The sequence below is a fragment of the Flavobacteriales bacterium genome (genome assembly GCA_021739695.1).
GTDB lineage: Bacteria > Bacteroidota > Bacteroidia > UBA10329 > UBA10329 > UBA10329.
Genome location: JAIPBM010000017.1, coordinates 1 through 18,711, shown reverse-complemented (window position 1 = coordinate 18,711; position 18,711 = coordinate 1). Strand labels below are relative to the sequence as shown.

The window sequence follows — 18,711 nt, the reverse complement described above, 5'->3', positions numbered from 1 at the left end:
AACTCTTTGTGACATCTTCGGTTTATTTTTGTACAATCGAGCAAATGGATAAGAAACTTTACATAGAAGCCACCTCAGTTTCTCCTGAAATTGATTTCGATATTGAAGCACTTCGGTTTTCCATCCGCGGAAGATCCATGCCAGAGAATACCGAGAAATTCTACAATCCTGTTACCAATTGGCTCAATGATAATCTTCGGTTCCAATTTGTAAGGGCAAACATTGACATTGCCCTCGATTACTACAACACAGGTTCATTTATTCGCTTGATGGGGCTTTTCAATCTGCTTCATGAGCTGAATGACACAGGTAACGAATTCCGCGTACGCTGGATATGCGAAGCAGAAGATGAAGATAACGTGGCTGATGGTTTATCCTTCAAGGAGGTTGTAAAGATTCCTTTCGAGATCATTGAATTGTAATTTCACTGCATGAAGACGATTGCAGTATTTACCAGCGGAGGAGATTCTCCGGGAATGAACGCGTGCATCCGCGCGGTGGTCAGAACAGGATTACATCACGGAATGACCATCTATGGCATCATGCACGGATACCAAGGCATGATAGACGACCAATTCAAATTGCTGGACAGCGATGATGTGGGAAACATCCTTCAGCGTGGCGGAACCATCCTCAAATCTTCGCGCTGCAAGGCCTTTTTGACCAAGGAAGGACGCCAGCAGGCTTTCGATAATCTTCAGAAATATGGCATAGAAGGCATTGTGGCCATTGGTGGCGATGGCACGTTTGCAGGCGCCAAGGTCTTTACGGAGGAGCACAATATTCCGTTCATTGGCTTGCCTGGCACCATCGACAACGACCTTATTGGCACCGATTATACCATTGGTTATGATACAGCGCTAAATAACGTACTGGATGCGGTGGATAAAATCAAGGACACGGCCGCATCGCACGACCGATTGTTCTTTGTAGAAGTGATGGGCAAGGATGCAGGTTTCATTGCGCTCCGTTCGGGCATTGGAGTAGGAGCGACCGCCATTCTCATTCCTGAGGTTCATACCGACCTTGAAGAACTGGTGGCAAACTTGCGGGCTGCTTATATCCGCAAGAAATCGAGCAGCATTATTATTGTGGCCGAGGGAGATGATGCAGGTGGTGCCTACAATATTGCCGAACAGGTAGTGAAGCAGCTTCCGCAATACGATACGCGTGTTACCATTCTGGGCCATCAGCAACGGGGTGGAAGTCCTTCGGCATTGGACCGCATGCTGGCTTCGCAACTAGGCTACGAAGCGGTGAATGCACTGCTTGCAGGGAAACATTCTGTCATGGTGGGTATTGTAGACAAGAAAGTGTGCTACACATCATTCGATAAGGCGATCAAACATCACGATAAGGTGAATCCTGACTACCTGAAATTGGCCGAGATATTGGCGGCCTGATGCCAAAGACCAACCTGATTTGAAAGATTGGGAATCTGATGATGCAAGACGAATATCCTGATCGCTGAATCAGAATCTGGTATTATTCCGTAGAAAGAAACATCAATTCCTACGCACCACTAGCACCCTGTCCTCCGCAGTCCAAGGGTCATCTCCCACGTTTCGGGCGTTGAATTCGAAATCTAGCGTACCTGTGCAAGGCGCCACCATTACGTCTATATAGGAGACCGGCACATAATTGTCGTGGTCATTAGCGTCTTCGCTTGGAAAATAGTTCGTCTCGTTGGCATTGCCCGTTGCGCAGCCAGTATAGCTGACGCGAAAGAAAAAGTCATCTACCCCCGAACCACCATCCAAACGGAATGAACCATTGGCCATGATGGTAATGACATCTCCCGAAAAAACGCTGAGTGAGGCCGTTCCGGTGATTGCAGCGTAACCGTTTGTATTGTCGTGCGAATAAACCCCTGTGCTCTTCGTGTAGGCAACATTCTCTGTGCCCTGACTCCATGTGGCGTTACCGGTCGCATCAGTGGAAACAAGTGTTTTTCCGGCAGCGGGTGATCCATTGCGGAAAGTAAGTTGCCCGACCACATCAAGCTTGTTATCCATGTAAACCCTTCCGTTGTGCTCCACCCGCAATCTTTCTGCCCCACCAGAAGAAAGCACACGGAACAGCGGCTTGCCATTGGCAGGACTGCTGAGTGTGCGCACACTGAGACCTTCATTCGGGTAAGCAGCATCGTTGGCCGTTAGGTAAATGGTGCTGTTGCTATTCTGAGGATCTGTGAACATGAGGATGTTTGAGTTGACATGAACATTGCCTAACACATCCAGTTTCTGTGTGGGGCTTTGTGTTCCAATGCCCAGATTGCCATTGATAGCTGCTTCGCGACTTAGGAAGTTACCGTAGATAAGCGGATTCATTGTATTCGAATTATCGATGTAAAGACGGTCATTGGCAGTTTCGTTGGCTCCCGCATCGTTACCTATGAAGACGTTGGCAATTCCTGTGGCATTTGCTCCCGCTCCACTGCCTATCGCCACATTTCGGGATCCATTAAGGTTTTGATATAAGGCATATGTACCAATTGCCACGTTGTCTGATCCTGTAACGTTTCTAAAAAGGGTAGAGCGACCGAGGGCTGTATTACCGTTGCCGGTTGTGTTTGTTTCCATAGAACCAGCCCCAAAAGCAGCATTGTCACCACCAGAAGTTGTTGCTCTGCCTGAAAAATAACCGACAAACGAATTGAACCTTCCGTTCAGGTCATCATTTTGGCCTGCTTCATTGCCCAAAAAAGTGCCACCACCGGTGTTTTTTATATTCATTCTGCCATTGTCAAGCACAAGATACTCTGTTCCGGCAAGGTCAAAACGGATGATGTCCTCATCGGCACTTTCTTCCAGCTGAACCTTGGTGTCTTCATCTGCATCTTGGATCAGATTGACACTTGGTGCGTTGGACCAAGCTGCCGAACCGTTGGCATCGCTCACCAGCACTTTTCCCATTCCCTGTGTTCCATCAACGATTCTGATCTTTCCGGTAACATGTAGTTTTTCCTGCGGCAGCGCATTTCCGATGCCGATGTTGCCATTGTCGTAAAGTGCGCCATCTTCCAGCGTAGTGCCGTTCCATTTCGGAATGATGTTGATTGTGGAAGAACTCACCTGTGGGTCGGTCTCGGCAATGGTAAGTGTGGTGGCATCGGCCCAAGCTGCCGAACCGTTGGCATCGCTCACCAGCACTTTTCCCGTTCCTTGTGTTCCATCAACCATTCTGATCTTTCCTGTAACATGTAGTTTTTCTTGCGGCAGCGCATTTCCGATGCCGATGTTACCGTTGTCATAAAGTGCGCCATCTTGCAGCGTGGTGCCGTTCCATTTCGGAATGATGTTGATTGTGGAAGAACTCACCTGTGGGTCGGTCTCGGTAATGGTAAGCGAGGCGGCATCTGTCCACGAGGCCGAACCATTGGCATCGCTCACCAACACTTTTCCCGTTCCCTGCGTTCCGTCTGCCATTCTGATCTTTCCGGTAATATGTAGTTTTTCCTGCGGCAGTGCATTCCCGATGCCCACATTGCCACCATCCGCAACACGCATAGATTCGCCTGAAACCGTTTCAAGCACAATATCGCCACTGGCGGTTTGAGCCTGAATGACCATATTGGGAGAGGTGGCCCCACTACCCAGATATATCCGACCTGATGATCCGGACCTGACCAGATTCAAGAATGTGGCAGCCGTGGACGTGTTATCGCCAACGTTGACAATGCGGGAAGCAATGTTGACAGTGGTGCCAATATCACTGATCACACCATCCACCAAAGCAGTACCATTCCATTTCGGAATAACGTTGGTTGTGGAAGCGCTTACCTGTGGGTCGGTCTCGGTAATTGCCAAGGTATTCGGATTTACCCACGATGCTGTTCCTGATCCATTGGTCTGCAGCACAAACCCATTGGTACCGGCTCCAGTTGGCAGGTTGTAGGAATTATTGACGTTGAGTGTGCCGTTGATACGGAGCAGACCGCTGGAGAAGTCGCCATAAATGAGTGGGTTTGCGGTAGATGAATTGTGGATGTAAAGCTTGCTGCTGCCCGTTTCATTCTCACCGGCTGCGAATCCGATGAACACATTTCCTGAACCTGTTAGATTGCTTCTGCCCGCATTTCCACCCACCATCGTATTCATGCTGCCTCCGTTATTGAACTGGCCTGCCACGGTCCCGAGCATTGTGTTCCAATCGCCTGTTGTATTGGATCCGCCTGTGTTGTCTCCCAGATACGTGTTCTTCTGCCCAGTGGTCAGGTTTTGAGCTGATTGAAAACCAACGGCCGTGTTCCACCTTCCTGAACCATTGATGGCCGAGCTGATGCTTTTTCCAATAAGGGTGTTGGTTGAGTTTACTTCCAGCCAAGGTGAACCTCCGGCCAACTTGCGCATGGTGTACATCTCACTTCCGGCCGCGTCAAATCGGATGAGGTCCTCATCAGCACTTTCCTCTACCTGAATCTTGGTGTCGTTGTCGGCATCGCGAAGCAGATTGATGCTCGGTGCATGGGTCCATGATGTAGTACCGTTGGCATCGCTCATCAGCACCTTTCCTGCTCCCTGCGTACCATCTACCACTCGGATCTTTCCCGTTATGTGCAGTTTTTCCTGAGGAAGGGAATTGCCAATTCCAACATTGCCTGTGTTGCTGTTGGATATGTCGGGTCCGTTTGCAGACCAATACCCCATAAAGGAGCCTCCAAATGGAATCCAGTTGGTTCCATCATGACCTTCAAACGCGGCACCTGTCCAGCGGATGGAGCCAGCTAATCCTGTGGTAGTGTTCCCGATACGGATTCCACCGGCCACATCGAGTTTCTGTTGTGGATTGGGAATGTCTATTCCTACGCCATTACTTTGCGAAAATGCCTTTAGGCCTGTAAAAAAGAAGAGGATGATCACTGAAGATCGGAGCTTGGATGGTGTTTGCATGATAGGTTCAGTTTATCTCTTCAAACCTATTCTGAACCACGCAGCACCTGCATTAACTTAGGTTAATTTCGAAAACCTTGCCCGCAAATTCAGGCAGCTCCGTGGCGCAGCTCTAGCGCATTTGCCAGCTCTACATACCCGACACCTCGCCTTTCCAGCACGTCCAGTTGTGCATGAATGGCATGTTTGCCTGTAAAACAATACACGATACGGTCTGGCCGAATAATGGCAAATGTCGCATCATTGTCTTTCAACCACCGATTCAGTCTGCTTTCGAGCATAGCGTCTTCCAACCGGTTGCCAACGGAATGGATGCCCATCATGCCTAATCGGAGCATGAGCGAGGGTCCGAATGCATCGGCCGCACCTACCACGGCCCACGCGTAAGGCCATACATCTGTAAACTGACCATCCTGATCTTCGAAGCGGGGCACATGTTGTCCACCAGCCAATGAATGCTGAAAAAAGCCTGCGCTCAATGGGATCGGAGAAAGAAGTTGGGAACGCATGAGGTCGCGTATCGGAGAAAACGTGCCGATGAAAAGGATCTGCGCATATTTCCACAGGCGCGCCACGGCCGATTCGGCATTAAGTCGATTGCTGATGAACATGGAACTGTTCAGCATCTTGGTAAGATGCGGCTGCCGTTCGGTCTGATACGAATTGAGCATTCCGTCTCTATCTGAAAACTGTAGTACATGGCGTAGTTTCCATGCAAGATTGACGGCATCGCGTATGCCTGAGCACATGCCTTGCCCAGCAGATGGAGGCATCAGATGTGCAGCATCGCCCGCCAGCAGTATCCGCCCGACCCGCCACTTTTCGGCTATCTGTGCCCTTTGCGTGTATGGGGTCATTCTCAGTATGTTCAGTTTTTCAGGTTCGATAAAGGCCGATATCCATTTGATCACTTCGGACCGGTCTGGATGTTCCTCTCCTTGTTGCAAACGGAATTCCCAGCGCCTGTTCTGTCCATGGCCGTGCGCATATAGCATCAATCGGTCTAAGCCCATGCGGTACTGAAAATGCTGAGGCAACAGTGCCGCATCGTTCATATCCTTCAGCGTAGCATCAACAATAAGCCAATCTCTGCTTGGCGCCATCTGATGCATTGAAATGTCCAAGCTTTTCCGAACCAGACTACGCCCACCGTCACACCCAACGGCATACTGTGCGTGCACGGTCCGTTCATTTTCGCATTCACGGTCTTTGGCAAAAACAGTGACTCCGTTGGCATGTTGGTCAATCTTAAGAACTTCTGTATCAGGCAAGAATAACACATGCGCATATCGTTTCAACCCGTGCCGTAAGATGGTTTCAAAGGCTGGTTGATCAAAGAAGAATGATCCCGCTTTTCCATGTACATCAGAGATCAGACCGACATGTTCCGTCAGTATGACACGGCCTTTGCTGTCAGCAACTTCCACATTGCCGAATGGCGAGATGTGTTTTGCCAATTCGGGCATCAGGCCGGTAAGTGTGAAATTTCGGACGGTTTCTTCATCGATGTGCGTGGCCCGAGGTACTGGAAACACATCTTTCTCGCGCTCCAGCACAATGGTTTTCACTCCGCATGCGCCTAGCAGGTTTGCCAACATCAGACCCGTAGGGCCGCCACCTACTATGACAACTTCTGTATCATACTGTCCGTTCATTGCACAAAATACATTCTCATCATTCCTTTTCCTTTGGCTTCCACCTCACCGCGGTATTCGCACATGAAGGCATCTTTTACCAGCCCATAGGTAAACTCCGATATGTTGATCTTTCCGACTTCGCCCGAGCTTTCCATTCTGCTTGCAATGTTCACCGTGTCGCCCCAAATGTCATATTGGAACTTCTTGATACCTACAATGCCCGCCACAACTGGCCCTGTATGCACACCTATCCGTATTTCAAACCTGCTATTGCCTGTTCGGTTTCTTTTGGCCATGAAATCGCGAATCTCAATGGCAGCCTGTACCACATCAATGGCGTGGGTCGAATTGGCGGTGGGAAGACCTCCGGCTGCCATGTAAGCATCGCCAATGGTCTTTATCTTCTCTATGTTGTGCCGTTCGCAGATGCGGTCGAATTCTGAGAAGCACTCGTTTATCTCGGCCACCAGTTGCTGCGGGGTCAGTTGCTCACTTAAGGCCGTAAATCCTTTGAAATCAGTAAAAAGCACGGTGGCCATATCAATCATCTTTGCATCGGCACTTCCTTTGCTTTTCAATTCTTGCGCAGTTTCGTATGGAAGTATGTTCAGTAACAACTCCTCACTATGTTCCTTCTCCTTCTTTATCCGGTTTCGCTGTAAAAGAAAAACACTGGCAGATAACAGCATGATGAAAAAGCCTAGCAACGCGGCATTCCTCAAAACCTTCTGTTCCGAAATCTCCTTGTCCTTGATCTCCTTATCCTTGTTCAACAGTACTATCTGCTGTTCTTTCCGTTCGGTTTCAAATCGTGTCTCCATTTCGGCAAGTTGCTCGGATGACGTCTCATTGAAAATGCTGTCTTTATAAAGCACAAAGAGTTTGTAGTGCTCCAACGCAGCAGCCATATTGTTCATGGCGCTATCGAGAATGGACATTTGATGGTAACCATCTCGTATGTGTTCCTTGTGTCCGAGCTTCAAAGCGGTTGATACTCCCTGTTCGATCAACTGTTTGGCCTCAGTAAACCTTTGCTGTTCTATGCGAACGCCACCAAGCGATATCTGATTGCTGACATGCGCCATGGTCATTCCTAGCTCATCGGTCAGTTTCATTGCTGCTTCAAAGTATTCTGAGGCCTCTTGGATCTTTCCCAATTTGAAATTGATGATGGCAATGGTGCTCAAAAGCGCTGCTTCCTGAGCTCTGTTTTCCAGGTTTCGGAACTCGGTCAGCGCGCTGTCGGCCAAGACACGGGCCTCGGCCAATTTTCCCATTTCGATAAGGCATGTGGCCTGATTGCGATGTCCCATGGCCATTCCTGCTGCATCCCCGCGCATACGGTTCATTTCTGCGTATCGGACAAAGTAATTTAGCGCCAGATCGAAACGGTTCTGAGCTGCTTGCACAATGGCCATATTGTTGTAGGTCGAGGCCATCCCTTTCAGATCGTTTATCTGTTCGAAGAAGGAAAGTGCTTTCAAATAGGCGTCCATGGCTGTGGGCAGATCGCCCATTTTGCGATGGCAATTGGCCATCAGTGTGTGGTAATTGCCCCAAAGTCGGTGGTCGTTTGCGCGTGTCACCAGTTGCCTGAGTTCGTCTCTGCTACGCAAGACTGCATGAAAATTGCCTCTTTTCTGTGTGGTATTACCTTGATTGATACGGGCTTCAGCTTCCCATTTTAACGAATGAATGGCCACGGCCCGCTGAAGCGCCTCGCTTGCCAGACTGTCTGAAAGGTCGAAATTGCCTCGGTCTCGTTCCATCGCGCAAAGTCTATTCAACAATTGCAGTTGAATCGTGTCGATGTGTGCATCTTTGAGTTCAGAATAGAGGCTGTCTACAGGAGAAGAAGCCTGCACATGCAACCACAGGAAGGATGCTAAGTAGAGGATGGTGCGTTTCATTAGTATTGAGGATGGGTAAGTTGCAACTACCTTGTTGCTGACCATTCATCCTCCATGGCCAAATTGCAGGAAATCCTGAAGTGGGTCTATTAACTTAGGTTAACTTCCGCTTTACCATGCGGTTTCGCATCCGTGATAAGGAAATGGCGGTAATACCTAAATAAGAAGCCAGATGTTTCTGAGGAATGCGCTGCTCCAAATCCGGAAAATCCTTTTTGAATCTAAGGTATCGGTGTTCAGCGCTTAAGAGTACGAACTGATCGATCCGTTCTATGGCTTCAAGCAGCATGGTTTCCAGTATCTGAGCATATGCCTGCATCAGATTAGGGCTTGCAACCATGATCTTTTTGAATTCGCGCATATCCATCGTCAGCAGCATGGTCGTTTCCAGCGCAACCACATGCTCCACCGCTGGCATGTGCTTTATAATGGATGAATAGGCACCTACGGTCTGACCTTCTGCCGTGAAGAGAACAGTTCTTTCAGCACCATTAGGAAGGTGATGGTAATTCCGAAGTAAACCTTCTATTACCAAGGCACCTGTGTAGTTTACACGGCCAGCTTTGATGAAGGATTCTCCCGGTTCGAGCCTACGCATCTGAAAGAGCGATCCAACCGACATGAGGTCTTCATCGCTGAGGTACGGAAATCGTTGCCTTATAAGTTGAAGGGGATCCATTTTTAACGTATGAACGAAAATAGGGAAGATGCCTCATTTAATATCAATAGGTAGAAGAACAGATCGTTCAGGTCTCTTAGAATGAGGCCATCAAACATCACGATAAGGTGAATTCTGACTACCTGAAACTGGCCGAGATTTTGGCGGCTTAGAAGTAGCCAACGTTTTATTGGTGGCGTTGTGACCTGGTTTATTTAAATTCATTTTCAAGTCAACACAACTATAACATATGATGTCCAAAGTGTTCGGGTTCAAACCAGCTGAAAGTAAATATTGATGTAATACAACCCTGTAAGGACAAACGTTAGTCCAGCAACCACGCGCATTACTTTTTCAACCTTGGTAATGGCCTTGAAATACAAACCGAGTTTCTCCATGCTAAAGGCAATAACGAAGGCGAAAAGGATGACGGGCAGACCCGTGCCGATGGAGAACAGAACGGGTAAGGCCAATCCAGCATCGGCAGAGAGCGTAAGCGGAATAAGCATGGCAAAAAACAGCGCACCACTGTAAGGGCAAAAAGCCAAGGCGAATAAAGCACCTAAGAGAAAGGAACCCCAAAGCCCTTTGGTTTTGAACTTTTCGGAAAGGGTTTCGGTGAAATTGCCTGTTTTAATGAAGCTCAATTTGATCACATCAAGCATGATCAGTCCGATGAAGATGAGCACAAAGCCAATGTATTTCTCGCCATTGCCCTGAAACAACTTGGCCACTTGAAACTTGCTCGCTCCAAAATAGATGATTGCACCTATGAAGGTATAGGAAAACGTCCGCCCCAAAGTGTAGAGAAACCCGCTTAGCAGCACTTTCTTTTTGTTGCTAATGGTCTTAGCAATGTATGCGGTGGCTGTAATGTTGGTAGCCAACGGACAAGGCGAAATGGCTGTAAGAAGTCCAAGCGCAAACGCAGCCAATAATGGCGCTTCGCTGTTTTGAGCGATTTCGTTGAGCCAATCCATGTGATCTATTTCAGAAAGGCATCAATTTTCTTCTTCAATTCAGCTTTGAATTTCTCTTCATTTCCAGCATTCATAAAAGCAAAATCTGTGAGTTCTTGCATCTTGCCTGTTTTGGCGTCATAGAGAAATAAGGCTGTTCCAGTTGCCTGAAATTGCTCCGCCTTCTTTTCGTTCTTCTCATCATCCACATTCACCAACGAAAACGGAATAGAAGGATAAGCCTTGAGGGTTTCCTTAGTGAGTGTTTCAATCTTATTGCAGGTCATGCATCTGTGTTCCGAATGAAACTGAATGACCTCAGTTGCAACAGGAGTTGCATCCAAATTGGCTGTCTGTTGTGCTTCGCTGGTACATGAAGTGAAGATCAGCATGAAGCTGAAAAGGGTGCTGAATAATGCGTTTGTAGATTTCATTGTAATTGAGTTTTAGTGTGTTCCATATTTATTGATGATGGCCATTTGCCCTGCGTGATAGGCTGTATGCGAAACAATCCGTCCGAATACTTCGGCCTTTGTTCTGGTGCCAAATTCCTTGGTGGTAATGGTCGTTTCCCAATCTGCTTCTGATTGTATTTCCACAATGGCTTTCAGTTTCTCAAACGACTCGGAAACGTAGGCTTTCAATTCCGCTAGGTCTGTCCATTCTCCTGTATCATGATTGGCAATAACGGTTTTGGCAGTAACCTTCACATCAGCAGCGCCAAATACGTTCTTGGCAAAAAGCAATTCCACATCTCCCATGTGCCGAATCAGAAACCCGACCGAGTTGGGTGATGGTGCTAGTTTCTTCTGCAAATCGTCAGCTTTAAGCAAGGTCATTTGGTTGGTGAAACGCGTGCGAGCCTCCAGCCAGAGTTCTAAGAGGAGTTGAGTTTTGGTTTTCATGATTGCGTTTTATGCTTTAAGTAAATCCCCCGTCTCGTACCTCGACACCCCCTTTGAAAGGGGGAACTGCAACTTGCAGAAGTTCGGGAGAACATTTCATTCTGCCATTCTAAATCAATTTGGAACCAAATGTCATAGTATCATATTGAATAAATAGCCCGACAGAATGATGAAGAAGGTGACAATGCCGAAGTAAATAGCAACCAACTTCATGGTCATTACCTTCTTAAGTAAAGTTGCTTCCGGAATGGACAATCCTACGGTAGCCATCATAAAGGCAATGGCCGTTCCTAAAGGCACTCCTTTAGCTACAAATACTTGGATTACAGGAACAATTCCCGCTGCATTGGCATACATGGGCACAGCCACAATAACAGCCAAAGGAACGGTCCACCAAGCGCCACTTCCCAAATACTCCGCAAAGAACTGTTCGGGAACAAAACCATGCATGGCAGCTCCAATGGCAATACCGATGATCACATACAGCAATACACTCTTTACAATATCCCAAGCGCCACGGGTAATTTCGGGTAGCCGTTGCATAAAGGTCAACGGCTCTTCGGTATACTGCTGATCGGATGTTTGCTTTTTGGCCATGATGGTCCTGACCCAATCCGTAAGTAGGGGTTCCAAATTGAATTTCCCGAGTATCCATCCGCCTAGGGCGCCAAGAGCAATGCCCGAACCCGCATAGATCAAGGTTGCTTTCAGGCCAAACATGCCCAGAAACATGGCAATGGCCACTTCATTCACAAGAGGAGAGGTGATAAGGAAAGCGAAGGTGACACCCAAGGGGATGCCGCCTTGTACAAAACCGATGAAAAGCGGCACGGACGAACACGAACAGAAAGGAGTAATAGCTCCGAATATGGAAGCGAACAGGTATTCTAGACCGAACAGTTTCTTTCGGTTGAGGTAGTCTTTCAGTTTCTCAATGGGGAAGTAGGTGTTTACCACACCCATCAGAAACACGATGAGAAAAAGTAGAATGAGGATTTTCAGTGTGTCGTACACAAAGAAGTTCAGTGCTACACCAAGATGGGTTTCTGCACCAATGTGGAAGACTGAGTAAATCAGCCAATCTGCGAAGTGCTGTATCCAGTCGAACATGTTTTTAGTTCAGGTTATGAACAGCTCTGACTGAAGTTCACGAAGCTTTCAGGAATGCAATGATTTCGCTAACATCTGCCACACGGCCTTTTGCTTTAATTACATCGTTGACCAACAGGGCAGGAGTGGTCATTACGTTGTACTTCAAGATCTCTTCAATGTCTTCAATCTTTTCTACCTGAGCCTCTAGATTGCTTTGCTTTAAAGCCTCCATCACATTATGGTAAGTGGTTTTACACTTCGGGCAACCAGTTCCTAATACTTTGATGCTGATCATGATAATTGATTTTAGTTCAATAATGAATCATTCGCAAATATACGAATAGAATGGTTGTTCGCAATATTACGAACAGATTGATCTCTTACTCCAGAAATCCAATGAGCACCCCTTTGGCAAGCGCCCAATTCTCTCGGTTAATGCAGTACTTGGTCTTGGGCGGACTGATCTCTCCTTGTATCAATCCTGCTTCTTTCAAAACCTTTAAATGCTGCGAAAGCGTGCTTGGAGCAATAGGAAGTACGTCTGCCATATCGCCATGAAAACAGCAGGCTTGCTTCGAAAGCATTTCCAAAATAGCCACTCTAACTGGGTTTGCTAAAGCGTTGGCAAACTTGGAAACCAATTCCTGTCTCTCTGTAAATTGCTGTTTAGATGTAGGCATGATGATTTTAATATGATTCGTAAAGATACGAATTGAATGAAACTGAATCTCATCTTCTAAGTCTCACTTCGTTTTCTAACATGCCTGTTACGCGCACATCAATTTGAATTGTCAGTTTTAGACTAGACGTTGAGCTATTATTGAAATGCGCCACACAAGTTTTTGTTATTGTGCAGATTTGCCTTGCAGTATCATCTGCTTTTTGATCTGATCTACAAGGAACATCATTTCTGTTCCGATCAGTTTCACGGTCTCGTCATACTTCAGCTCCTCCGAAGGTGTGCCATCATAGTGCTTCGGGTCGTTGTATGGAATAGCAAAGCGCTGTGTGGCTCCATCTACAACAGGACATGCTCGGTCGGCATCAGAACAAACCATGACGGCCGTGAAGTTAGATTTTGGGTTCGCATCATCAGAATACACCTTTGATCTTACGTTCCAAACGGGATACGTGAGTGGACTGATGGATACAATCGGGTTTTCGGCTGATTTATCATAGGAAGTTTTAAACCCTGCACGCTTCATGGCTGCAATGGCTCTGGGATTGAATGCTGTTGCTTCGGTACCGCCCGAGAATGACCCTAATTCGTTTACTCCATAGTACATAAGCGCAAAACGAAACCACAGATCGGCCAAATGACTTCTGCGCGAATTATGAGTACAGACAAAGATCACATCGTGCTTATCGGTTTCTTTCAATACAGATGTAAGATCAGTTGCCAGCTCTTTGAGTTGTTCTTGGCGTTCTGGATTGATCGTATTTGCGTTTGCCACCAGATCAGCAGTATATCGCTCTAGGTTTTTGCTCATTTCCATTTTCATTGTTTGTGCTTGAATGGTGCTTGAAATAAGTAGGGTAAGGATGATAGTGTTCAAGAGTTTCATGATTGTTTCTTTTTCAATTTAATATCAGCAACATCCACCTCCTGGTGTGCAGCATGCTTGTTCGGTAGCTTTCTTTTCTTGCGGAATTCCGCAGGCATCCTTTGCCAGACAGTCTGTTTGAGTGTTAGTGAGGATAAAGGCCTTGTCTCTGAATGCCAGACCATAAACACCAATAGTTTCGGTCTGATATTCAACTTTCACTTCGGCATCTGAGAGTCCTAATTTGTCTTCAGACAAAGCAATGATGTTCAATAATTTGGTGGCAGCCAATCGATGATCATAGTCTGCGGCAGTCCACAGTTGAAAATTTACGGCCTCATCATTTCTGATTGTTCCACCACAGTCTATGAAGTGTCGTTTAACGCTTCCTACTTCTGTCACATGAAAATGTGCCGGTACTTGCGTGCCATCTTCTAAACGGAAAACGACCTCATTCATTCCGTTCAATGCTTCTTTTACTTCTGATAGTTTCATAATAGATTATTCTTGTTAATTGTAATATTACGATGATTTATTTCAAAAAATTTTAACAGCAACTGTCCTTACAGGAAATATCCTGAGACAGAAAACCAGTGAAAACGCTTTTCATTTCGTTCCACTTTACAGGGTCAATGCAATAACAGACACTAGCACCTTCAATACTTCCGGTTATGAGGCCAATATTTTTCAATTCTTTCAGATGCTGCGATACGGTGGCTTGTGCAAGGCCAATCTCGTTTACGATATCGCCACATACGCAGCTTTGCTGATTGATGAGGTACTGAAGAATGGCCACTCGGGCCGGGTGTCCGAATGCTTTCGCAAAACTGGCAATCAGATTTTCGCGTTCAGCGAATATTTCTGTTTTAGATAGTCCCATTTTTAATTCATCGCAATATTACAATTAACAAGAGTGTGGTGCAACAGTTGCGTATAGAAACGTTACAATTTGTTGCTCTGGAACGCAAGGAAGGGTCTCACATTTCGCATGTTATGTAGATGATGGCAATCACTAACAGTTTTGATTAGCGAAAAACGATTGACGAACTGCGATTAACGATTTGGGCAACAATCGCAGTTCGTTAATCGATAATCGTTCTTCGCAAATAATTCAATGAGTGCATGTCGAACACTTGAACCGAATGAATGGCATTTCGAGGGTAGTGCTTTTGCTTGATGATCTCTTTCATGTGAAACTACCTTCAATCCCATAATAAGAGCTAATAAAGGAGGGAATGAAAAACAGAAGCCAAAATGTGGCGCGTGCTTTCAAAATCAGGGTTTTGAATGGCTCCATAAAGTCGTTTGTCATAAGGTTTTAGGCAAGAAGAATGCACTACAGCATGGCACATCAAGTAGGAGAGAGGCACCATGTACTAAACGGCCCTTATAGAAATTCAAAACCCCGAGGCGATAAGACTTAACCCCGGGGTTTTACGTAGGGACCAGTGTCGCTACGCTATCACACTTTTCTATTTAACGTGCAGCGCTCGTTGCCTCTGTGCTTACAGGGCCATCGCCAGCCGAGTTGCCAGCATACACCCGAAAACGATAGATACGCCCGCGCTCTAAATTCCTGTGTAGGTAGATGTTCTTGCCTTGTGTTTTGATGTCTTTCCATTCGCCAAGGTTATCCTTGGTCTCCACAAACATCTGAAATACGTAGCGCTTTTTGTATAGCGTTCCATTACACTTCATGTATACTGAACCTTCAAATTCGCCAGGCTTGGCTATAAAACCCGCAGGAGCTTTTGGAATGGGCCATTTGCTGCCATCACTCTTAGTGTCCATACCTGCCAAGCTGGTCATTTCGCGGTCGCCATGGGTAACGGTCTGTACATAAAGCACCTGTAGGTCCATCATTTCTACCATTTTGGTAAGGTCCATGTCGCGCTTTAGTGTCCGATCCTTGCCACCATCAGCTGTTGCCGCTTCCGAAGCTTCTAGCATATCGGCCTGCGCGCTCAATACCGTTAAGGGTGGGTCAGGAGTGTCAAAGATGGCCGCGTTCTCGGTCATCTTCTGTACAACGAATCGTACTTTCTTGATTTTGTCTTGGACAGAAAATTTGTCCCACTTTAAAACAACTATTCGCATAACTAAAAAGTTTAATGCGCTTTGGCCGCGTTCAAAAGGCCGCTACTATGTTGTCTTATACTTTGGTTTGGTGTTGAACCACCGTTGTGATGTTTTAAAAACTTAGGGGCGAGATAAAATATTGTGCGAGGGATGAAAAAAAATAGCCTGATTCATGTAAGTAATTGAAAATCAGCGAGAAAAATTTCATTTCAATCAAGCAACAAGGCACTAAAAACGTCTCCCTTTTTCATTTTTCCACACTCCATTATCATTTTTCCATACTCCCTTTTTGCTTTTCCATACTCCCTTTTGGTTTTTCCATCTTCCTTTTTCCTTTCCGAAGATCCCCTTTTCATTCTTCCATTCTCCTTTATCGTTTTTCCATCTTCCCGTATCGTTTCCGAAGATTCCTTTTTCATTTTTCCATTCTCCCGAGACGTTTTTCCATATCCGCTTGTCCTTTCCGTAAACCCGAAAGGAAGGAGGGAGAACGGGTTTTGGTTTTTGGGGAGTGGGTTTGGGTAACAGTTGTTGAAAAGTGTTTAAAACGCGTTGTTGAAAATGACAGGAGGAGTTTGTAATATTGGTTGATATAAAAACAACTGGGCTTAGAGTAAGAATTACGCATAGCACGCCAATTTGGAGGGCTATAAAAAGAAATCGTGCTTGGGCAAAAAGGGCTATAGGTAATTGGAGGAGTTTAATTTATCATAGCCAATTGTTGTGTGTAATTGGAAAATGAAGTGGCTGCTACTCATATTGACCCTCTGTCAATTTACAATGGTTCACTCTCAGACGGACACAATTCGTGACACCTTTGAGGATGGAAGCCTGAGGTCTATATCTTGGAGTAATGGCAATCATACAAGTTTGATTTTTTATTACCGTAACGGTAACAAAAGAGTAAGTAGTATAGTCGATTCTACAGGCACTTTGATGGAAAGCTGGTTTGAAAACGGTGTGCAATCCAACATTAGCTGGACGGAAAGCGGCTTTCCAATTAGTTGTGGCTACGAACTTGTTTCTGAAGACTCGGTGAAAGTGACCGAATGCTACTTTGAAAATCAACAAGTGTATTTGGCGGAAGATAACATTTGGAAAACCTTGTCTAATGAGGTTCTCAGTTTAGATTATGACTACAGAACGAGAGTATTCTATGAAAATGGGACACCTAAGTCAAGGGTAATCTATGTGGACGGCAATCTACTTGTGGAAAATTGGGATAGGAATGGGAAGCCGATCGAATGAAAAATGAAACAACTACACACAACAATGCCTAAAACTATTGCGTGGGACGGTACGTCAGTCAGTCTCAGTTTCGTTCTGCTGCGTTACCGTATCTCGAAAACTCAGTAGTTTCAAAACGCAATACTTTTAGGCGCACCGTTGTAGGTAATTGTAAATGACGCAGACCCTCATCATATTATCATTCATATTGGTTGCGACAACAACATTTGGTCAAGTCAAATTCTACTCTGAACATGAACTTGAAACGATGGTTGACGTGGCGTACGGAAGTCATTGTGGAATGATTGGGGAAGAACCTGACCTGCGCGGGTCAATAGAGCGTCTTATTGAATACGGCAATCTTGACCTAGTCGAAGAATGGCTGACAGATACATTATTAGAGAAAAGGGCTTACGCGGCCGAAGCATTTGTTCGCTTACAAAAAAAAGGAGCAGTCCTGACGGAAAACCAAATCGTGCAAGTGAGAAACGTATTGAATAGTGAAGAAGTAATTTGGACATGTAACGGCTGTGTATACGAACCTAAGACGTTCAAGTATGCTCTGTTTAGATTTCGTCTGGAGTGAAACAACTACCTACAACAACCACTAAACCTAATGCGTGCGACCGTACGTCAGTCAGTCTCAGTTTCGTTCTGTGCTGTTTGTGCATGGCGAAAGGACGGCAGTTTCTAACGCATTATCTTTAGCGGAAACCGTTGTGTGTAATAATTGGCGCATCATGAAACCGCACTTTAGAAAGCTAACTTTAGTACTTGTTTTCTCCTTTTTCGTGACGGGGGTTTACGCCATGAAAGGTTGCGGACCATATGGTTTGAAAATATTACCTGAAGGAGACAACATTAATCCGAATTCGTGGATTATTGTTGAAGGTTCAGGTGTCACTGAGAAGATAGTATTGTCACTAGACGAGAAATACCCAGTCTATCTGGAAAGTATCGGACACACAGTTAAAATGTTAGTGAAGGAAGTGCGAAAAGGCAACTCAACAAGAACGCAAACCGTGCTGATTCCAGAGCATAGTCTATTCCCCGGACAGACTTACGAACTTCGTATAATGAACCTTTCGGAAGCTGAGGAAAGAATGATTTGGCAAAATCGAAAAGGGGAAGTTGGCAAATGGAAAGTTGTCCAAATGAATCAAGTGGCATATCCCAAATGGAAAGCCATGCCACACCTAAAAAACACTGAAAGTGAATTTAATGGTTCCATAAGAGGTACTTACGCAACGTTTACAACCCTAGTCGAAACTTCAATAGAAACCCTAGTTGAAACCAAACTCCTTGACTTGACCGATGCAATCGCATACAGTTACTATTTGCCTCTAGAGGGAGACACTTTATCGGTGGGAAACGATGGATGCAGCGGGTCATTTAACTATGACCTTGGACATCAATATCAAATTCAGTTCAGACTGGTTGACATAAATGGATACAAGGATGAAAACTGGACGGAACCCATAACATTTGAAAGTCCTGTCAAGGAATTATAAAATTACTACACACAACATCTGCTATGTAAATAGGGCGTGACGACAGGTACGCAAGCTTTAATGTTTTCTACCAAGTTCGGTTTCGGGCGAAAGGACGAAGGAATTAAAGCCCTATTTTCATAGCAGTAACCCGTTGTGTGCAAGTGAAAACCCGAGGGACATGGACGTGCTGAACTCAAGCATTCAGGAATTAGAAAACAACTACTGGACAGACCTGAAAGACTATCCGACATCGCTGGTGGAAAACTGCCACCGATTGCGAAAAGTAAAGATCAAAGACCTTGCGATTCATGACAT

At 45.8% G+C, this 18,711-nt stretch carries 20 protein-coding genes; 5 read left to right on the top strand and 15 right to left on the bottom strand.

Annotated features, from left to right (window positions below; translation table 11 throughout):
- Window positions 1-44 precede the first annotated feature (44 nt).
- Together K9J17_11390 and pfkA are read left to right on the top strand one after the other, a co-directional pair.
- Window positions 45-422 (top strand): DUF1987 domain-containing protein, encoded by a 378-nt coding sequence (locus K9J17_11390; protein MCF8277328.1) that lies wholly within the window; start codon window positions 45-47, stop codon window positions 420-422.
- 9 nt (window positions 423-431) lie between these two features.
- Window positions 432-1,403: a 6-phosphofructokinase gene (pfkA, locus tag K9J17_11385; protein ID MCF8277327.1), complete on the top strand. Its 972-nt coding sequence runs from the start codon at window positions 432-434 to the stop codon at window positions 1,401-1,403.
- A gap of 102 nt (window positions 1,404-1,505) precedes the next feature.
- On the opposite strand, the gene K9J17_11380 is transcribed toward pfkA, so the two are convergent.
- The 15 genes from K9J17_11380 to K9J17_11310 all read right to left on the bottom strand — a co-directional run bounded on the left by K9J17_11380 (window position 1,506) and on the right by K9J17_11310 (window position 16,095).
- Entirely contained in the window at window positions 1,506-4,892 is a 3,387-nt protein-coding gene (locus tag K9J17_11380; protein ID MCF8277326.1) for a hypothetical protein, read from the bottom strand.
- A gap of 89 nt (window positions 4,893-4,981) precedes the next feature.
- Entirely contained in the window at window positions 4,982-6,547 is a 1,566-nt protein-coding gene (locus K9J17_11375) for a bifunctional 3-(3-hydroxy-phenyl)propionate/3-hydroxycinnamic acid hydroxylase (GenBank protein MCF8277325.1), read from the bottom strand.
- Window positions 6,544-8,439: a tetratricopeptide repeat protein gene (locus tag K9J17_11370; protein MCF8277324.1), complete on the bottom strand. Its 1,896-nt coding sequence runs from the start codon at window positions 8,437-8,439 to the stop codon at window positions 6,544-6,546. The genes K9J17_11375 and K9J17_11370 overlap by 4 nt, the downstream gene beginning before the upstream one ends.
- Before the next feature lie 94 nt (window positions 8,440-8,533).
- A complete protein-coding gene (locus K9J17_11365; GenBank protein ID MCF8277323.1) occupies window positions 8,534-9,118 on the bottom strand; it encodes a Crp/Fnr family transcriptional regulator in 585 nt (194 codons plus the stop codon).
- Between the two features lie 251 nt (window positions 9,119-9,369).
- Complete coding sequence (locus K9J17_11360) at window positions 9,370-10,077, bottom strand: aromatic aminobenezylarsenical efflux permease ArsG family transporter (protein MCF8277322.1); 708 nt, start codon at window positions 10,075-10,077, stop codon at window positions 9,370-9,372.
- Between the two features lie 5 nt (window positions 10,078-10,082).
- Window positions 10,083-10,490: a nitrophenyl compound nitroreductase subunit ArsF family protein gene (locus K9J17_11355; protein ID MCF8277321.1), complete on the bottom strand. Its 408-nt coding sequence runs from the start codon at window positions 10,488-10,490 to the stop codon at window positions 10,083-10,085.
- 12 nt (window positions 10,491-10,502) lie between these two features.
- Window positions 10,503-10,961: a DinB family protein gene (locus K9J17_11350; GenBank protein MCF8277320.1), complete on the bottom strand. Its 459-nt coding sequence runs from the start codon at window positions 10,959-10,961 to the stop codon at window positions 10,503-10,505.
- 132 nt (window positions 10,962-11,093) lie between these two features.
- On the bottom strand, window positions 11,094-12,071 hold the full coding sequence (locus K9J17_11345) for a permease (protein ID MCF8277319.1): 978 nt from the start codon (window positions 12,069-12,071) through the stop codon (window positions 11,094-11,096).
- 37 nt (window positions 12,072-12,108) lie between these two features.
- Window positions 12,109-12,348 (bottom strand): thioredoxin family protein, encoded by a 240-nt coding sequence (locus K9J17_11340; GenBank protein MCF8277318.1) that lies wholly within the window; start codon window positions 12,346-12,348, stop codon window positions 12,109-12,111.
- A gap of 85 nt (window positions 12,349-12,433) precedes the next feature.
- Entirely contained in the window at window positions 12,434-12,733 is a 300-nt protein-coding gene (locus K9J17_11335) for a metalloregulator ArsR/SmtB family transcription factor (GenBank protein ID MCF8277317.1), read from the bottom strand.
- Window positions 12,734-12,898: 165 nt separating this feature from the next.
- Window positions 12,899-13,618 carry a protein-tyrosine-phosphatase gene (locus K9J17_11330; GenBank protein MCF8277316.1) on the bottom strand — a complete coding sequence of 240 codons (720 nt, stop codon included), beginning with the start codon at window positions 13,616-13,618 and terminating at the stop codon, window positions 12,899-12,901.
- A gap of 24 nt (window positions 13,619-13,642) precedes the next feature.
- A complete protein-coding gene (locus tag K9J17_11325) occupies window positions 13,643-14,092 on the bottom strand; it encodes a DUF6428 family protein (GenBank protein ID MCF8277315.1) in 450 nt (149 codons plus the stop codon).
- Window positions 14,093-14,144: 52 nt separating this feature from the next.
- Window positions 14,145-14,477, bottom strand: a complete 333-nt coding sequence (locus K9J17_11320) for a metalloregulator ArsR/SmtB family transcription factor (GenBank protein ID MCF8277314.1) — start codon at window positions 14,475-14,477, stop codon at window positions 14,145-14,147.
- 596 nt (window positions 14,478-15,073) lie between these two features.
- Window positions 15,074-15,694, bottom strand: coding sequence for a fibronectin type III domain-containing protein (locus tag K9J17_11315; protein ID MCF8277313.1), 621 nt, complete (start codon window positions 15,692-15,694; stop codon window positions 15,074-15,076).
- 191 nt (window positions 15,695-15,885) lie between these two features.
- Window positions 15,886-16,095: a hypothetical protein gene (locus K9J17_11310; GenBank protein ID MCF8277312.1), complete on the bottom strand. Its 210-nt coding sequence runs from the start codon at window positions 16,093-16,095 to the stop codon at window positions 15,886-15,888.
- Window positions 16,096-16,612: 517 nt separating this feature from the next.
- Between K9J17_11310 and K9J17_11305 the strand changes: the two genes are divergently transcribed.
- The 3 genes from K9J17_11305 to K9J17_11295 all read left to right on the top strand — a co-directional run bounded on the left by K9J17_11305 (window position 16,613) and on the right by K9J17_11295 (window position 18,414).
- Complete coding sequence (locus tag K9J17_11305) at window positions 16,613-16,924, top strand: hypothetical protein (GenBank protein MCF8277311.1); 312 nt, start codon at window positions 16,613-16,615, stop codon at window positions 16,922-16,924.
- A 154-nt stretch (window positions 16,925-17,078) separates the two neighbouring features.
- Complete coding sequence (locus K9J17_11300) at window positions 17,079-17,489, top strand: hypothetical protein (protein MCF8277310.1); 411 nt, start codon at window positions 17,079-17,081, stop codon at window positions 17,487-17,489.
- A gap of 154 nt (window positions 17,490-17,643) precedes the next feature.
- Window positions 17,644-18,414 carry a hypothetical protein gene (locus K9J17_11295; protein MCF8277309.1) on the top strand — a complete coding sequence of 257 codons (771 nt, stop codon included), beginning with the start codon at window positions 17,644-17,646 and terminating at the stop codon, window positions 18,412-18,414.
- Window positions 18,415-18,711 lie beyond the last annotated feature (297 nt).